The following is a 15386-nucleotide window of genomic DNA, read 5'->3' as shown; positions in this document are numbered from 1 at the left end:
CGCGTGGGTGCCGCCAGGTACGTTGGCCGGGTGAGCACCGAAGGAGAGACGGCGCCCGAGGGCGCCGAGGAGCGCGGGGCGGCCGGGGGCGCCGGGCCGCCCGGCGATCTGCCCGAGCGCGACCGGGCGGTGCTCGCGCTGGAGCGGCGCGGCTGGTCGGGGCCGGGGGAGAAGGAGCGGGCCATACGGGAACGGCTCGACATGTCCCCGACCCGCTACTACCAGCTCCTCAACGCGCTGCTCGACGACCCGCGGGCGCTCGCCCACGACCCGGTCACCGTGAACCGGCTGCGCCGCCGCCGCGCCGCGCGCCGCACCCGCCGCTGAGACGGCGCCGTACCGCGGGCCGGCCGGCTGCGCCGTTCCGCCGCTCCGGTGTGGCCCTCCGGGTTCCGCGTGCCGCGCGGGCCACTCCACCGGCCCCCGCCCGCTCGCGTCCCCGCCCCGGCGGCCCGAGGCTGAGAGGCGTCCCGCTCCCCGTCCCCGGAGGCCGTCGTGCGCATGATGATGACCGTGACCATGGACACCGACAAGGCGAACGCGATGGTGCAGAGCGGCCGGGTGGCCGACGTCCTGGGCCAGGTACTGGACCGGATGCAGCCGGAGGCCGTCTACTTCACCCCACGCGACGGACGCCGGTCCTGCGTGATCGTCTTCGACCTGGACGACCCCTCGCGGATCCCGACGCTCTCCGAGCCCCTCTTCCAGCACTTCGGGGCGGAGCTCAGCCTGCAGCCGGCCATGTCCCTGGACGACCTGCGCAGTGGCCTCGCCGCCGTCCAGGTCTGAGCGCGCCGCCCGCCCGGCCCTGCGGGGTCGCGGCCGGTACGCGGGCCGGGACCACGGGCCCGCGGCGTGGTGGTGGTACGGCCGGGCGCCGTCGCCCGGTCCGGCCCTCCGGTCCGGTCGCCCGTCCGGTCGTCCCGTCCGGAACACGTCACCCCGGCGTCACGGAGAGCGGGTAGGGTCCCGCGCATGGGACGTGACGACCTTCCCACCCCCGCCACCGACGCCGGCCGGGCCGGGCTGGACGCGCTGCTGGCCCGCCCGGGACAGGCCCTCGTCGCCGTCGACTTCGACGGCACCCTGGCCCCGATCGTGCCGGACCCGGACCAGGCGCGCGCCCACCCGGAGGCCGCTCCCGCACTCGCCCGCCTCGCCCCCCGGCTCGCCGCGGTCGCGGTGATCACCGGTCGGCCCGCCGGACTCGCCGTACGCTACGGCGGCTTCACGGCCGACCCGGCCCTCGGCGACCTGGTGGTTCTCGGCGGATACGGTGCCGAGCGCTGGGACGCCGCCTCCGGAGAGGTCCGTACGCCCCCGCCGCATCCCGGTGTCGAGGCCGTGCGGGACGAACTGCCCGCCCTGCTCGCCGAGTCCGAGCAGGGGGTGCATCTGGAGGACAAGGGCCGGGCGCTCGCCGTCCACACCCGGCGGGCCGCCGAGCCGGCGGCTGCACTGGAACGGCTGCGGGCGCCGCTGGCCGTCCTCGCCGGACGCCACGGCCTCACCGTCGAGCCCGGCCGTCTGGTGCTGGAGCTGCGGCCCCCGGGCATGGACAAGGGGCAGGCGCTCACCGGCCTGGTCCGGGAGACCGGGGCCCGCACCGTGCTCTACGCGGGCGACGACCTCGGCGACCTGGCCGCCTTCGACGCCGTCGAACGGCTGCGCGGCGAGGGCGTGCGGGGACTGCTGGTGTGCAGCGGCAGCGACGAGGTCACCGCGCTCGCCGACCGCGCCGACCTGGTGGTGGACGGGCCCGAGGGCGTCGTCCGGCTGCTGACGGCGCTGGCGGCGGCGCTGCCCGCGGCGAGCGGCGCGTGACCCGCGGAGAGGCGACGGACGCACCGGGCGACCCGCGGCGGGAGGCCACGGCCCCCGGGGCCGCGGCCGGTGCCCCCGGCCCCGGCCGCCGGCTGAGCCGGTCCGTGCGCCGGCGCGCCCGGGGCACGCGTCGCCGGGTCAGACGGCGTCAGGCACCGGGCACCCCGCGGCCTTGGCGGCCGCCTCGACGAAGCGCTGGAAAAGCTCCTGCTCGTCCGGGAGCCCGGCAGCACTGCGCTCCTCTGGGTTCCAGGGGTAGTCGTTGCTGTCCATCAGGAAATGTGTCCGCGTCCCGTCGCACAGCGCTTGGGCCGTCCAGGAAGGCCCGTCCGCGGCCCTGGCCCCTGCCGTCAGACGTTCGTCCCGTACCACCGCGAACTGGGTGTACGGCCCGTGCGTGTCGTCGGTGAAGTACAGGTCGCAGAACCAGTCGCGCTCGAGGGCACCGGAGGTCTGCTCCACCGGCCTGCCGCGGTCGGACTCCAGTCGTGACACCTCCAGGCCCGGGAGGGAGCAGAGCTTCCCGGGGGCCGTGTTCCGTACCGGATCCGGCTCCGCCACCTGCTCGGGTGCCCGTACGGCGTCGGCGTCACAGTCGTTGCGGACGGCCAGGCCGTGCGCCGCCTCGCCGAGGAGCCGGGCCACACCGGCCGGATCGGCCTCGCCTTCGAAGAACACCGCCTTGAGGACGATCTGCTCGGGATCGTCCCCGACCAGCGGGCCGCTCACCTCGCACCCCTCCGGCAACAGCACCCACCCGCCGCGGGCGCTCGCCACTCCGGTCGCCCCTTCGGTGAAGACCGCCTTCCGGCCCGTCATCTGCCACAAGCCGCGTTCGAAGGGGAATCCGGCGTCCTCGGACTGCACGTCCAGCTCCACCTCCGTGTCCCCGGCGCCGATCCCCAGGGAGGACTGGGTCACGCGGCAGGACGTCGCACCGAGGTCCTCGCTCGAGAGCCGGCCCGGACCGGGGATCACCTCCTGCACCGTGGAGTCCGTCAACAGGCCGTGGCACAGCTCCTCGGAGCCCAGCAGATTGGTGTTCGCCGAGACGTACGTCCCGCCCGCGACGACGAGCACGGCCGCCGAAGCGACCGCCCATCCCTTGGCGCGCTTCACGTGATCCTCCTAGTGCCAACCGAGATGGGTCGCGCCGTCCTCGCGGGAGGTGCCATAGGACTGCTTCGCCTCTCTGAGCATGGCGCGGTACTCGTTGAAGAGCGGATCGTTCTTGTTCTCCGGGTCGATCGGGATGCCGCGTTCCTTGGCGAACTGGTCGATGAGGTCCTGGGTGCCGGTCACCCCCGCCTCATACTTCTCCGACTCCTTCTCCAGCGCCCTGGCATCGGCCGTGGCCTCCACGTCCTTCTGCCATTCGTAGCCCACGGCGTCGATGGTCCGCTGTGCCACGTCTCCGACGACCGGCAGGCCCGTGACGAGACTGCCGGCTCCGTGGTAGCCATAGCGCTGGGTGTCCGCGGCCCAGGCCTTCTTGTCGTCCCGCTCGTCGTAGACGACGTCCGCACCGATGGTGTTGAGTGCGCCCATGGCCGCCGCCGCGTCGCTGCCGCGGTTCTTCCAGACCTCCTCGCCGGGGGCGATCTGGTGCGGGGCGTCGGCCAGTTGCTCTGCCGCGTAGAGTCGGTTGGCGTCGTACAGCAGCGCGTAGGACTGACCGTCCTCTGAGACGCCGCGCATGACCCGCATGAGGCTGCCCTTGCCGGTGTTGATGCCGGCCTCGTCCCCGTCCGTCCAGATGCCTCCACCGCCCGGCGAGTCGTATCTGCCTCCCTGTTCCGCGAGGATCGCGTAGGTGTCGGGCACGTAGCCCGCCAGCGCACGCCCGAGGTTCTTCCGGATGCCTTCCGGCACATCTTCTCCGCCCGCGTCCTTGTCCAGGCCGAGGATGGTCTGCTGCATCACCCGTGCCTCGGCGGGGGAGTGCGGTGCGGGCGGGCCGCCGGACTCGCCCTCGCTCAGCGGCTCGTGACCGGTGGCGGCCGCTTCCAGCGCACGTCCGAATCCGTGGCGCGCGTCGATGTCCTCCACCGGGTGGCCCTCGGTCACCCCGACCGCCACGTTGCCGTGCCAGTCCTCGTAAACGGGGACGATCCCGTTCCAGTCACGCTCGTGGAGGAGGTAGGACAGCTTTCCGTTGCTCCCCTCCGGGCCGGGGTCCAGGAAGGTGGTCGCGGCTCCGGGGTGGTGGCTCATGAGGCCGAGGGTGCTGTCCAGCGGGTCGTTCGCGAACCAGCGGGCGTCCTTGCCGCCGTAGGCCTGGTTCACATCCCAGATGTCGCCCTTGCTCTCCTTCTCGGCGCGGTAGATGTCGTTGCCGAGGTCTTGGAGGAACTGCGGCGAGTAGGCCTCGGGGTCGCCGCTCTTCATGAGGGTGAGCAGCGACTGGTAGCCGCGGACCTTCTGTTCGGCACCCTCCAGCGGCGCGTCCGGTCCCAGCGGGCCGTCGAACTCCTTGACGCCCACCTGCTGCATGTCCTTGCGCCACTGCCGGTAGAAGGGGGAGTCCGTGTCCCGGGTGGCGGTGCCCAGGGAGTCGGCGAGCCCGCGCTGGATCGCCTGGTACGCCTTCTTCTGCCCGTTGTCCGAGCCGTGCACCTTCGCGTTGAGGGCGTTCTGTCATGGCCACCGCATTGCCCGTGGTCCGAGGATAGTGCGGCGGACGGGACGGGACTTCCCGTCTCTGCCACGGGCCGGTCACAGCACGCCGGCTCCGGAAGGGCCCGGGCCGCTATCCCCGCAGGGCGTCGAGCTGGGCGAGGAACCAGGCGGTGGGGGGCAGGGCGGTGCCGGCGGCGGCGAGGCGCTTCGTGCGCTCGGCGCGGGCCTCCGGGGGCATGGAGAGCGCCTCGTGCAGGGCGCGGGCGGTGTCCGTGACGTCGTACGGGTTCACCATGAGGGCGTCCTCGGAGAGTTCGGCGGCGGCGCCCGCCTCGCGGGAGAGCACCAGCGCGCAGCCGTGGTCCGAGACCACCGGCACCTCCTTGGCGACCAGGTTCATCCCGTCCCGGATCGGGTTCACCAGCGCCACGTCCGCCAGCCGGTAGGCGGCGAGGGAGCGGGCGAAGTCGTCCTGGACGTGCAGGATCACCGGGGTCCAGGCCGGGGTGCCGAAGTCGGCGTTGATCTCCTCGGCGACGCGGGCGACCTCGGCGGTGTAGTCGCGGTAGACCGCGAGGTCCTGCCGGGAGGGGTAGGCGAAGGCGAGGTGCACCACCCGGCCCTGCCACTCCGGGTGTTCGGTGAGCAGCCGCCGGAAGGCGTGCAGACCGCGCACGATGTTCTTGGACAGCTCCGTGCGGTCCACCCGCACGACCGTACGGCGGTCGCCGCCGCCGATCTGCGCCCGGAGCTGCTGCATGCGCTCCGCGACGTCCGGGCGGCGCGAGCGTTCCCGGAGGAACTCCGCGTCCCCACCCAGCGGATGCACCCCGAGCCGGGTGGTGCGGCCCTCGCAGGTCACGGTGAGCTCGTCGCCGGACCCCCCGTCACCGCCGGCCTCGCCCACCTCGGCGCCCAGCACCTCGGCGCAGCAGTCCGCGAACGCCCGTGCCCAGCGCGCGGTCAGGAAGGCGGCCCGGTCCGCGCCGAGGATGCCGCGCAGCACCGCGGCGGCGACGTGGTCGGGCAGCAGCCGGTAGTAGTCCGGCGGTGCCCACGGGGTGTGCGAGAAGTGCCCGGTCCGCAGGTCGGGGCGGCGGTCCCGGAGCAGCGCGGGGACCAGCGCCAGGTGGTAGTCCTGCACCAGCACGGTGGCGCCCTGGGCGGCCTCCTCGGCCAGCGCGTCGGCGAAGGCGGCGTTGTAGCGCTCGTACGCCGCCCACTGGCCGGCGAAGACCGCGTCGAAAGCGGGTTCGAACGGCGTCTGGTAGAGCAGGTGGTGGACGAACCACAGCACGGAGTTCGCGACGCCGTTGTAGGCGCCGGAGAAGACCTCCGCCGGGATGTCCAGCATGCGGACTGCCTGGCCGCCGGTCTCCTCCGGGGAGAGCCGGGCCCCCGCCCGGCGGGCCGCCTCCCGGTCCGCGTCGCCCAGCGCGGCGCACACCCAGACGGCGTCCGCGTCGGGGCCGATCGCACTGAGCCCCGAGACGAGGCCTCCGCCCCCGCGGCGGGAGCTGAGGGTGCCGTCCTCGGCGCGGGAGTAGGCGACGGGACCCCGGTTCGACGCGACGAGTACCTGGGCGGAACGCTCGGCGACCATGGCTCGAGCCTAGCCTTCGGGCGCGCCGCCCAAACGTCGCCGCTCCGTGTGCGTGCCCACACCCCGGCCGGAACCCCCCGCCGGGTGCGGTGGGCGGAACCCTGTGCCGGAACACCCGCCGGGGGCGGCGGCCGGAACGCGGCGCCGCAGGCCCCCGCCCCGGCGCGGCGGCGTCCGCGGTCCGTCTCGCGGTTCGGACGACCGCTTCGGCGTCCCACACCTTCGGTTAGAGTCGTCACCGAGGCGGACGCCCCGGGAATGCGGGGCCGATCCCGCTCTCCGCTTTCACAACTTCATACCGCTCATCCAGAGGGGCAGAGGGAACGGCCCGATGAAGCCCCGGCAACCCTCCAGTCGGTCTTCCGTCACCACGGCGGGGCTCCCGGCTCGGGAAGGTGCCAATTCCGGCTCGTGGCGAGATACGTCACGAGGAAGATGAGGAGAAAGGGCCTCGCCTTCATGGCTGTGCAAGCTCCCGAGCAGTCCTCCGACGCCGCCGCCCCGGTCGCGCTCGGCCCCGCCGCAGCGCTCTCCTGCCGCGAGTGCGGCGCCCGCAACCCGCTGGGCCCGGTCTTCGCCTGTGCGGAGTGTTTCGGGCCGCTGGAGGTCGCCTACGACCTGCCGGGCGGCGATCCCGAGGGCCTGCGGAAGCGCATCGAGTCCGGCCCGGACAACATCTGGCGGTACGCGCCGCTGCTGCCCGTGCCTGCCGACGTGGCCGGCCGGCCCAACCTGAACCCCGGCTTCACCAGGCTGGTGCGCGCCGACAACCTCGCCCGCGAGCTGGGCGTCACCGGAGAGCTGCACGTCAAGGACGACTCCGGGAACCCGACCCACTCCTTCAAGGACCGGGTGGTCGCGATCGCCGTCGAGGCGGCCCGCGCCTTCGGTTTCACCACCCTCTCCTGCTCCTCGACCGGCAACCTCGCCGGGGCCGTGGGTGCCGCCGCGGCCCGCGCCGGCCTCCGGTCCTGCGTCTTCATCCCGCACGACCTGGAGCAGGGCAAGGTCGTCATGGCCGCGGTCTACGGCGGCGACCTGGTCGGGATCGAGGGCACCTATGACGACGTGAACCGTTTCTGCTCGGAGCTCATCGGCGATCCGCTGGGCGAGGGCTGGGGCTTTGTGAACGTCAACCTGCGCCCGTACTACGCCGAGGGCTCCAAGACCCTCGCGTACGAGATCTGCGAGCAGCTCGGCTGGCGGCTGCCGGACCAGATCGTCGTCCCCATCGCCTCCGGCTCGCAGCTCACGAAGATCGACAAGGGGCTGAAGGAGCTGATCTCCCTCGGCCTGGTCGAGGACCGGCCGTACCGGATCTTCGGCGCCCAGGCTGAGGGCTGCTCGCCGGTCTCCCGCGCCTTCAAGGACGGGCACGACGTGGTGCGCCCGGTGAAGCCGGACACCATCGCCAAGTCGCTGGCGATCGGCAACCCGGCGGACGGCCCCTACGTCCTGGACGTCGCCCGGCGCACCGGCGGTGCGGTGGAGGACGTGACGGACGAGCAGGTCGTCGACGCCATCACGCTGCTGGCCCGCACCGAGGGCGTCTTCGCGGAGACGGCGGGCGGGGTCACCGTCGGCGTGACCCGGAAGCTGCTGCAGGACGGCGTCCTCGACCCGTCGCTGACCACGGTGGTGCTCAACACCGGCGACGGCCTCAAGACGCTGGACGCGGTCGCCGGCTCGGCCCGCCCCAGCGCGACCATCCGGCCGAGCCTGGACGCGTTCCGCGACGCCGGCCTGGCCTGAGGCCCCGGCCTGCCCGTACACCTGCGCGTCCGGTGCGTCCCGGACGCCCCCGGGGTGTCCCCGGCTTTCCCTACGCATTTCCCGGCTTTCCCCACGCTGCTTCCCACGGAAGGTGAACCCGCCATGAGCGTCAACGTCCGCATCCCGACCATCCTGCGCACCTACACCGGCGGCCGGGCCGAGGTGACCGCCGAGGGCGCCACCCTCTCCGAGGTGCTGGCCGACCTGGAGAAGAACCACACCGGCATCGGCGCACGGGTCCTGGACGACGCCGGCAAGCTGCGCCGCTTCGTCAACGTGTACGTGAACGACGACGACGTGCGCTTCGCCGAGGGCCTCGACACCCCGACGCCGGACGGCGCGGGCGTCTCCATCATCCCGGCGGTCGCCGGCGGCTGCTGAGCCGCTCTGCCGTTCCGGCCCGCCGCGGCCGGCCGCCCGGAGCGCCGGTCCGTCCCGTGTCCGGCCCGGGCCCGTCCGGCGCGGGCGTGCGTTCCGCGTCCACAGCCGGAGCGTCCGCCGGCGCACCCGGACGCCGGAATCGCCCCCTCCTCCCGGACACGGGTGGAAACGGAGGGGGCGATTCCGCGTTCCGGATGGGAGTAGGGTGGGGCCACCCCTCCCCGCGCGTTTCCCCGCGCGTGCCCACCGCATATGTGAACGCGACAAGTTCTGCCGCAATTCGGTGCCGTTTTTGTCGTCTTTCTCCGCATGTGGTGCTTCCCTTTTGCCCGGTATTCGCGCCATTTGACGGCATATTCCCGATTTGCCGTGCCCCGAATTCTCGTCCGATTGACCTGTTGCAGACGGCGTACGGGCAGATACATTCAGCGTCGGTCGACGCGTTCCGGCGCACACCTCCGGGCGGCCCGGAGGTGAGGTCTGACCCGGGTCCGCGAGGTGCGGGCCCGCGCAAGGGCCAGTAATAGGGGAGTTAGTAATGGCTCAGGGCACCGTCAAGTGGTTCAACGCGGAGAAGGGGTACGGCTTCATCGCGGTCGACGGTGGTGCGGACGTGTTCGTCCACTACAGCGCGATCCAGATGGACGGCTACCGCACCCTGGACGAAGGACAGCGGGTCGAGTTCGAGATCTCGCAGGGTCAGAAGGGGCCGCAGGCGGACATGGTCCGTGTGACCGGCTGAGCGCCGACCGGGACCCCCAGCTTCTTCGGCGAGGGCCCGCGCCACCGCACCGCGGCGGCGCGGGCCCTCGCTGTGCGTGCCCCGCGGGACGGGGTTCCGCCCGGCCGGGGAGGTGCCCGCGCCCGTCCCGGTGGCGCTTGCACTCAGGGGGGCAGAGTGCTAATCATGGGCGTTAGCACTCTGCGAGTGAGAGTGACAGAAGGACCGGGTCGGTGAGGCCGTGCAGCCGGGCGGGGCAAGGAACCGCCCGTACGCAGGCCGTCCGTCGCGGGCGCCAGCGCGGTCCGGAGCAATCCGCCCCCCGGCACGGCGTGCCGGGGGTACCCCCGACTGTCCGGGAGGACCACTTCACATGGCCAAGATCATCGCGTTCGACGAGGAGGCGCGGCGCGGCCTCGAGCGCGGGATGAACCAGCTCGCCGACGCCGTCAAGGTCACGCTCGGCCCCAAGGGCCGCAACGTCGTGCTGGAGAAGAAGTGGGGCGCCCCCACGATCACCAACGACGGCGTGTCCATCGCCAAGGAGATCGAGCTCGAGGACTCCTACGAGAAGATCGGCGCCGAGCTGGTCAAGGAGGTCGCGAAGAAGACGGACGACGTCGCCGGTGACGGCACGACGACCGCGACCGTCCTGGCCCAGGCGCTCGTCAAGGAGGGCCTGCGCAACGTCGCCGCCGGCGCCAACCCGATGGCCCTGAAGCGCGGCATCGAGCGCGCCACCGAGGCCGTGTCCGCGGCTCTGCTGGAGCAGGCGAAGGACGTCGAGACCAAGGAGCAGATCGCCTCCACGGCCTCCATCTCCGCCGCCGACACCCAGATCGGCGAGCTCATCGCCGAGGCGATGGACAAGGTCGGCAAGGAAGGCGTCATCACCGTCGAGGAGTCGCAGACCTTCGGGCTCGAGCTCGAGCTCACCGAGGGCATGCGCTTCGACAAGGGCTACATCTCCGCCTACTTCGCCACCGACATGGAGCGCATGGAGGCGGAGCTCGAGGACCCGTACATCCTCATCGTCAACTCCAAGATCAGCAACGTGAAGGACCTCCTTCCGCTGCTGGAGAAGGTCATGCAGTCGGGCAAGCCGCTGCTGATCATCGCCGAGGACGTCGAGGGCGAGGCCCTGTCCACCCTCGTGGTGAACAAGATCCGCGGCACCTTCAAGTCCGTCGCGGTGAAGGCCCCGGGCTTTGGCGACCGCCGCAAGGCCATGCTCGGTGACATCGCCATCCTCACCGGCGGCCAGGTCATCTCCGAGGAGGTCGGCCTCAAGCTGGAGAACGCCGGGCTGGAGCTGCTGGGCCGCGCCCGCAAGGTCGTCATCACCAAGGACGAGACCACCATCGTCGACGGTGCCGGCGACAGCGAGCAGGTCAACGGCCGGGTGAACCAGATCCGTGCCGAGATCGAGAACTCCGACTCGGACTACGACCGCGAGAAGCTCCAGGAGCGCCTCGCGAAGCTGGCCGGCGGCGTGGCCGTCATCAAGGCCGGCGCCGCCACCGAGGTGGAGCTCAAGGAGCGCAAGCACCGCATCGAGGACGCGGTGCGGAACGCCAAGGCCGCTGTCGAGGAGGGCATCGTCGCCGGCGGTGGCGTGGCCCTGCTGCAGGCCGGTTCGGCCTTCGAGAAGCTGGACCTCGAGGGCGACGAGGCGACCGGTGCCCAGGCCGTCCGCCTGGCGCTGGAGGCCCCGCTCAAGCAGATCGCGGTCAACGCCGGTCTCGAGGGCGGCGTCGTCGTGGAGAAGGTGCGCAACCTGGAGAAGGGCCGCGGCCTGAACGCCGCGACCGGCGACTACGTCGACATGATCGCCGAGGGCATCATCGACCCGGCCAAGGTGACCCGCTCCGCGCTGCAGAACGCCGCCTCCATCGCGGCGCTCTTCCTCACCACCGAGGCCGTCATCGCCGACAAGCCGGAGAAGGCCGCGGCCGGCGCCGCGGACCCGACCGGTGGCATGGGCGGTGACATGGGCTTCTGATCCCTCCCAGGGACCGGATTGCTCCGGCGTACGCACCGGCGTACGCACCGAGGGCGGCTCCTCCGCACGGAGGGGCCGCCCTCGGCCGTGTGCGACCTCCCGTACGCCACCCTCGGGACCCGGCCACCCGCCACGGACAGGACGACGACGGCGTCGGCGGGGCCGGGCGGAAGCCCGTCTCGGCCTTCGGCGCCTTCGGGGCCGGGTGGGGGCCTGGCGCGCCGGGCGTGGACCGGGCCCGGGCGGATACGCCCGGTGGGAGCGTGCCGGATGTCCCGTTTTTCCCCTTCGCGGTTTTCGCTCGCCGCAGCCGGAAACCCGGCTTCACCGGGTGACCCCACAGCCCGAGCGGAGACAGCGGAGGACCCATGGCACGGCACCGATTCCGTCGCGACACGAAGGTCGACGAGAAGGCGGAGGCCCAGCAGGCGGCCTCCCGGGGCGGCGCGGACGAAGCGGGACGCGACGCTGCCCGCCCAGGTCCGGAACGTGCGCCGGGCACCGGGGCACGCGATGCGGCGCGCCCGCCCGGGGCCGGTGCGCCCCCGGAGCGCCCGCCCGGCGAACCCGCTCGCAGCGGTGACCGTACCGCCGAGCCCGGCGGCCGCCCTGCCGGTGCCGGCCGGGAGTCCGGTGCGCGGGAGCCCGCCGGCCGCGAGCCCGCCGCGGGCCGTGAACCCGCCGGCCGGGAGCCCGGTGCCGAGCGCGAGCACGGCACCGCCGAAGCCGGCCCCCCGGCGAAGGGACCCAGCGAGCTGCCGGGGCGTGCGTGGGGAGCGGTCGCCAAACGCACCGTGAAGGAGTTCAAGAAGGACGGCCTGACCGATCTGGCCGCCGCGCTCACCTACTACGGCATCCTGTCCATCTTCCCGGCGCTGCTGGCACTGGTCTCCATCCTCGGTCTGATGGGGAGTTCGGCGATCAACTCGCTGATCGACAACCTGAGCGGCTTCGCGCCCGGACCCGTGCGGGACACGCTCACCAGCTTCCTGGAGCAACTGCGGGGCAGCAGCGGCACGGCCGGCTTCGCGCTCGTCATCGGCCTCATCCTGGCGCTGTGGTCGGCTTCCGGCTACATCGCCGCCTTCATGCGGGCGGCCAACGCGGTCTATGACATCGGCGAGGGCCGCCCGGCGTGGAAGACGCTGCCCACCCGCTTCCTGACCACCGTCGCCGTCGTGGTGCTGCTGGCGCTCGTCGCCGTGGGCGTGGTGGTCACCGGCGGCCTCGCCGAGCGGGCCGGGGACGTGCTCGGGCTGGGGGACACCGCCGTCACGGTCTGGAACTACGCCAAGTGGCCGGTGATGATCCTGCTGGTCAGCGTGGTGATCTCGGTGCTCTACTGGGCCGCCCCGAACGTGCGGCGCCGCTTCCGCTGGGTCACGCCGGGCAGCGTGCTGGCGGTGCTGATCTGGATCGTCGCCTCGGTCGCCTTCGGCTTCTACGTGGCGAACTTCGGCAGCTACAACAAGACGTACGGCAGCCTGGCCGCGATCATCATCTTCCTGATCTGGCTCTGGCTCAGCAACCTCGCCATCCTCCTCGGCCTGGAGTTCAACGCCGAGCTGGAACGGGAGCGGGCGCTCGAGGCCGGGCATCCGGAGGGCGAGGAGCCCTATGCGGAGCCGAAGGACACCCGGAAGCTCTGACGCCCCCGGACCTGGCCCACCGCCCCCGAACCCGGCCCACTGCACCCGGCCCACTGCACCCGGCCCGCTGGGCCGTTGGGCTGATCGACAGGCCGACCGTCCGCACGTCAGATGAAACGGAATGCTGTCTTCCTGTTTTATGCGAAGGGTCATCATCTCCGCATGTGAACGGGAAGGACAGCATGAAGCCCACCCTCACCACCCGCCCCGTCGTCGCCGGTCTGCTCGCCCTGAGCCTCCTGGGGGCGGGCGCCGCCGCGGCGACCGCCGCCGGAGACCCGGGGCCGGGCGACCGGGCCAGATCCGGCGCGCCGGAGGACCGCCGGCAGGAGCAGCAGAGCCGTCAGGACCGGGACGCCGCGATGCTGCCCATGCTCAGCGCGGGCCCGCAGCACGCGACCGTCCGGCAGTGGGAGCCGTTCCGCATCGCCGGCCGTACGATGCACATCGTGCCCGGCACGAGCGTGACGCTCCAGCAGAAGCAGGGCAACCGCTGGGTGTCGCTGCCCGCCAGCACCGTGGTCAAGCGCGACCACACCTACGTGCTGCGGGCCAAGCTCGGCATGAAGGGCCGGAACACCCTCCGGATGGCCTCGGCCGGCACCATGTCGCGGCCGTTCACCGTGACGGTCCGCTGACCGGCCGGACCGGCGTACGGACCGTCCGGACTCCGGGGCGGCCCCGCCATGGCGGCCGCCCCACCCGGGGCGCCGTCCGGCGCGTTCAGCGCCGGGCGGCCTCCAGGGCGGCCCGCAGGTGCCCGTGCGACTCGCTCAGCAGCCGGGCCGCGGTCGGCCCGTCCACCTCGCCCAGCAGGAACAGGATGGCGTTCTTGACCTCGCCGTCCGTCGCCGCCAGCGCGGCCTCGATCTCGTCGTCGTCCGCGCCCGTCGCCAGCGCCACGATCCGCCGCGAACGGGCGCGCAGCTTCTCGTTCGACGCCCGCACGTCGACCATCAGGTTCCCGTAGGTCTTGCCGAGCCGAATCATCGTGACGGTGGAGACCATGTTGAGCACCAGCTTCTGCGCCGTGCCCGCCTTGAGCCGGGTGGACCCGGTGACCAGCTCCGGCCCCACCACCACCTCGATCCCGTGCTCGGCCGCCGCGGCCAGTGCCGAACCGGCGTTGCAGGCCAGCCCCACCGTGAGCGCGCCGAGCGCCCGGGCGTGCTCGACGGCGCCGACGGCGTACGGGGTGCGCCCCGAGGCCGAGACCCCCACCACCGCGTCGTCCGGCCCCAGTGCCAGGGCGTCCAGGTCGGCGGCGGCCAGCTCCTTGCTGTCCTCGGCGCCCTCCGCGGAGGCGACCATGGCCGGGGGGCCGCCCGCGATCAGCCCGACCACCTGGCCGGGGCGGGTGTTGAAGGTCGGCGGGCACTCGCTGGCGTCCAGCACGCCCAGCCGGCCGGCGGTGCCGGCGCCCGCGTAGACGAGCCGCCCGCCGCGGGCCATCCGGGCGGCCACGGCGTCGATGGCGCCGGCGATCGCGGGCAGCTCGGCGGCGACGGCGGTGGGGACGGTGGCGTCCTCGCCGTTCATCAGGCGGGCGATCTCCAGCGTCGGCAGCCGGTCGATCTCGGACAGCTCGCTGCGGAAGGCCTCGGTGGTCAGCGTCTCGAGCTGGGCGCGGAGCTCGCCGAGGGACGGGACGTGTGCACCGTCAGGGGATTCGGCGGGGGAGGTCATGAGGGGAGGCGGCTCTTTTCCGGGTCCGGTGGGTGCGAGGGGAGCCGCCCGCCGGGCGGCGGTGCGGCGGCGGGCGTACGGGCGGAACGCCCCGTACGGGCAGCGGCGCGGTGCCGCCGGGGCGGCGGGGCCCGGCGCGGGCCGGGCGGTGCGCTGCGGCGGTGCCGGTGGGTGGTGCCGGATGGCGTACCGGTGGTGCCGTGCCGGACCGGGGCGGCGGGGGCCGCCCGCGGCTCAGCGCTGGCGCGGCGAGTGGCGGTGCGCCAGCGCCTCGTAGGAGGCGGAGAGCGCCGGGGCCGCGGTCTCGTAGGTGCGCTGTGCGACGCCTATGAAGAGGATGTCCACCACCAGGAGCTGGCTGGTGCGGCTGGACATCGCGGCCGGCCGCAGCTCCGTCTCGCGGGCCGTCGAGGTCGTCAGCACGTGGTCGGCGTACTGGGCGACCTCGCCGTCCGGCCGGCCGGTGAGGGCGATGGTGGTCGCCCCGTGGTCGAAGGCCACCCGGAGCGGCTCGATCACGTCGACCGTACGACCCGAATGGGTGATGGCCAGGGCCACGTCGCCCGCCCGCAACTGCACCGCGTTGGTGACCGCGAGGTGCGGGTCGGCGTGGGCGTGCGCCACCAGGCCGATGCGCAGCAGCTTCTGCGCCAGGTCCTGGCCGACGAGGGAGGACGCGCCGGCGCCGTAGACGTCGATGCGGCGGGCCCCGGCGAGGGCGCCGACCGCCGCCTCCACCTGACCGGTGTCCAGCCCCGCGGCGGTGTCCGCCAGTGTCTGCTGCTCGTCGTGGGCGAGCTTGGCCACGACCTCGGAGAGGGGGTCGTCCACCGCGATGTCGGCGGTGACGGAGGGCGCGGCGCCGGACTCCTGCTGGGCGGCGAGCCCGGCCAGCGCGAGCCGCAGGTCGCGGTAGCCCGGGTAGCCCAGCAGCCGCGAGGTCCGCACGACCGTCGCCTCGCTGGTGCCGGTGCGCTCGGCCAGCCCGGTGACGGTGAGCTGGGCGCAGCCCGCGGGGTCGTGCGCCACGGCCTCGGCGACGCGCTGCATGGAGCGGGTCATGGAGGGCGCCATGGTGCGCACCTTCGCGGCCAGCGCGCCCGGCCCGGGCGGCCCCGCGCCACGGGC

Annotated in this window: 14 protein-coding genes and 1 riboswitch; of the genes, 9 read left to right on the top strand and 5 right to left on the bottom strand. The window is 73.3% G+C overall.

Annotated features, from left to right (window positions below; all coding sequences use genetic code 11):
- Positions 1 to 108: 108 nt before the first annotated feature.
- The 3 genes from HOY81_RS08505 to otsB all read left to right on the top strand — a co-directional run bounded on the left by HOY81_RS08505 (position 109) and on the right by otsB (position 1824).
- On the top strand, positions 109 to 327 hold the full coding sequence (locus HOY81_RS08505; protein ID WP_237319657.1) for a DUF3263 domain-containing protein: 219 nt from the start codon (positions 109 to 111) through the stop codon (positions 325 to 327).
- Between the two features lie 186 nt (positions 328 to 513).
- Positions 514 to 789 carry a hypothetical protein gene (locus HOY81_RS08500; RefSeq protein ID WP_237319620.1) on the top strand — a complete coding sequence of 92 codons (276 nt, stop codon included), beginning with the start codon at positions 514 to 516 and terminating at the stop codon, positions 787 to 789.
- A gap of 186 nt (positions 790 to 975) precedes the next feature.
- Positions 976 to 1824 (top strand): trehalose-phosphatase, encoded by an 849-nt coding sequence (otsB, locus tag HOY81_RS08495; RefSeq protein ID WP_237319619.1) that lies wholly within the window; start codon positions 976 to 978, stop codon positions 1822 to 1824.
- 138 nt (positions 1825 to 1962) lie between these two features.
- Here the strand turns inward: otsB and HOY81_RS08490 are convergent, their stop codons facing one another.
- The 3 genes from HOY81_RS08490 to HOY81_RS08480 all read right to left on the bottom strand — a co-directional run bounded on the left by HOY81_RS08490 (position 1963) and on the right by HOY81_RS08480 (position 6046).
- Complete coding sequence (locus tag HOY81_RS08490; protein ID WP_237319618.1) at positions 1963 to 2943, bottom strand: hypothetical protein; 981 nt, start codon at positions 2941 to 2943, stop codon at positions 1963 to 1965.
- A 9-nt stretch (positions 2944 to 2952) separates the two neighbouring features.
- Positions 2953 to 4440 (bottom strand): hypothetical protein, encoded by a 1488-nt coding sequence (locus HOY81_RS08485; RefSeq protein WP_237319617.1) that lies wholly within the window; start codon positions 4438 to 4440, stop codon positions 2953 to 2955.
- 133 nt (positions 4441 to 4573) lie between these two features.
- Positions 4574 to 6046 carry a trehalose-6-phosphate synthase gene (locus HOY81_RS08480; RefSeq protein WP_237319616.1) on the bottom strand — a complete coding sequence of 491 codons (1473 nt, stop codon included), beginning with the start codon at positions 6044 to 6046 and terminating at the stop codon, positions 4574 to 4576.
- A gap of 299 nt (positions 6047 to 6345) precedes the next feature.
- Positions 6346 to 6488, top strand: a riboswitch (SAM riboswitch).
- 17 nt (positions 6489 to 6505) lie between these two features.
- Here HOY81_RS08480 and thrC point away from each other — a divergent pair.
- The 6 genes from thrC (at position 6506) to HOY81_RS08450 (ending at position 13210) form a co-directional block, all read left to right on the top strand.
- Entirely contained in the window at positions 6506 to 7798 is a 1293-nt protein-coding gene (thrC, locus tag HOY81_RS08475; RefSeq protein WP_237319615.1) for a threonine synthase, read from the top strand.
- Between the two features lie 123 nt (positions 7799 to 7921).
- Positions 7922 to 8200: a MoaD/ThiS family protein gene (locus HOY81_RS08470; protein ID WP_237319614.1), complete on the top strand. Its 279-nt coding sequence runs from the start codon at positions 7922 to 7924 to the stop codon at positions 8198 to 8200.
- Positions 8201 to 8738: 538 nt separating this feature from the next.
- On the top strand, positions 8739 to 8942 hold the full coding sequence (locus HOY81_RS08465) for a cold-shock protein (RefSeq protein ID WP_016472377.1): 204 nt from the start codon (positions 8739 to 8741) through the stop codon (positions 8940 to 8942).
- A gap of 352 nt (positions 8943 to 9294) precedes the next feature.
- Positions 9295 to 10923 carry a chaperonin GroEL gene (gene groL / locus HOY81_RS08460; protein WP_237319613.1) on the top strand — a complete coding sequence of 543 codons (1629 nt, stop codon included), beginning with the start codon at positions 9295 to 9297 and terminating at the stop codon, positions 10921 to 10923.
- Between the two features lie 368 nt (positions 10924 to 11291).
- Positions 11292 to 12572 carry a YihY/virulence factor BrkB family protein gene (locus tag HOY81_RS08455; RefSeq protein WP_306423457.1) on the top strand — a complete coding sequence of 427 codons (1281 nt, stop codon included), beginning with the start codon at positions 11292 to 11294 and terminating at the stop codon, positions 12570 to 12572.
- Between the two features lie 182 nt (positions 12573 to 12754).
- A complete protein-coding gene (locus HOY81_RS08450; RefSeq protein WP_237319612.1) occupies positions 12755 to 13210 on the top strand; it encodes a hypothetical protein in 456 nt (151 codons plus the stop codon).
- Between the two features lie 85 nt (positions 13211 to 13295).
- Here HOY81_RS08450 and murQ read toward each other — a convergent pair whose 3' ends face one another.
- Positions 13296 to 14258: an N-acetylmuramic acid 6-phosphate etherase gene (murQ, locus tag HOY81_RS08445; RefSeq protein WP_237319611.1), complete on the bottom strand. Its 963-nt coding sequence runs from the start codon at positions 14256 to 14258 to the stop codon at positions 13296 to 13298.
- Positions 14259 to 14492: 234 nt separating this feature from the next.
- The gene (locus HOY81_RS08440; protein ID WP_237319655.1) at positions 14493 to 15353 is read right to left on the bottom strand and encodes a MurR/RpiR family transcriptional regulator; all 861 of its coding nucleotides are present in this window, start codon (positions 15351 to 15353) and stop codon (positions 14493 to 14495) included.
- Between the last annotated feature and the right edge of the window lie 33 nt (positions 15354 to 15386).

The organism is Streptomyces sp. JJ36 (assembly GCF_021696945.1).
GTDB lineage: Bacteria > Actinomycetota > Actinomycetes > Streptomycetales > Streptomycetaceae > Streptomyces.
Note: the sequence above shows the minus strand (reverse complement) of the source record. Positions and strands in the feature narration are given on the sequence as shown.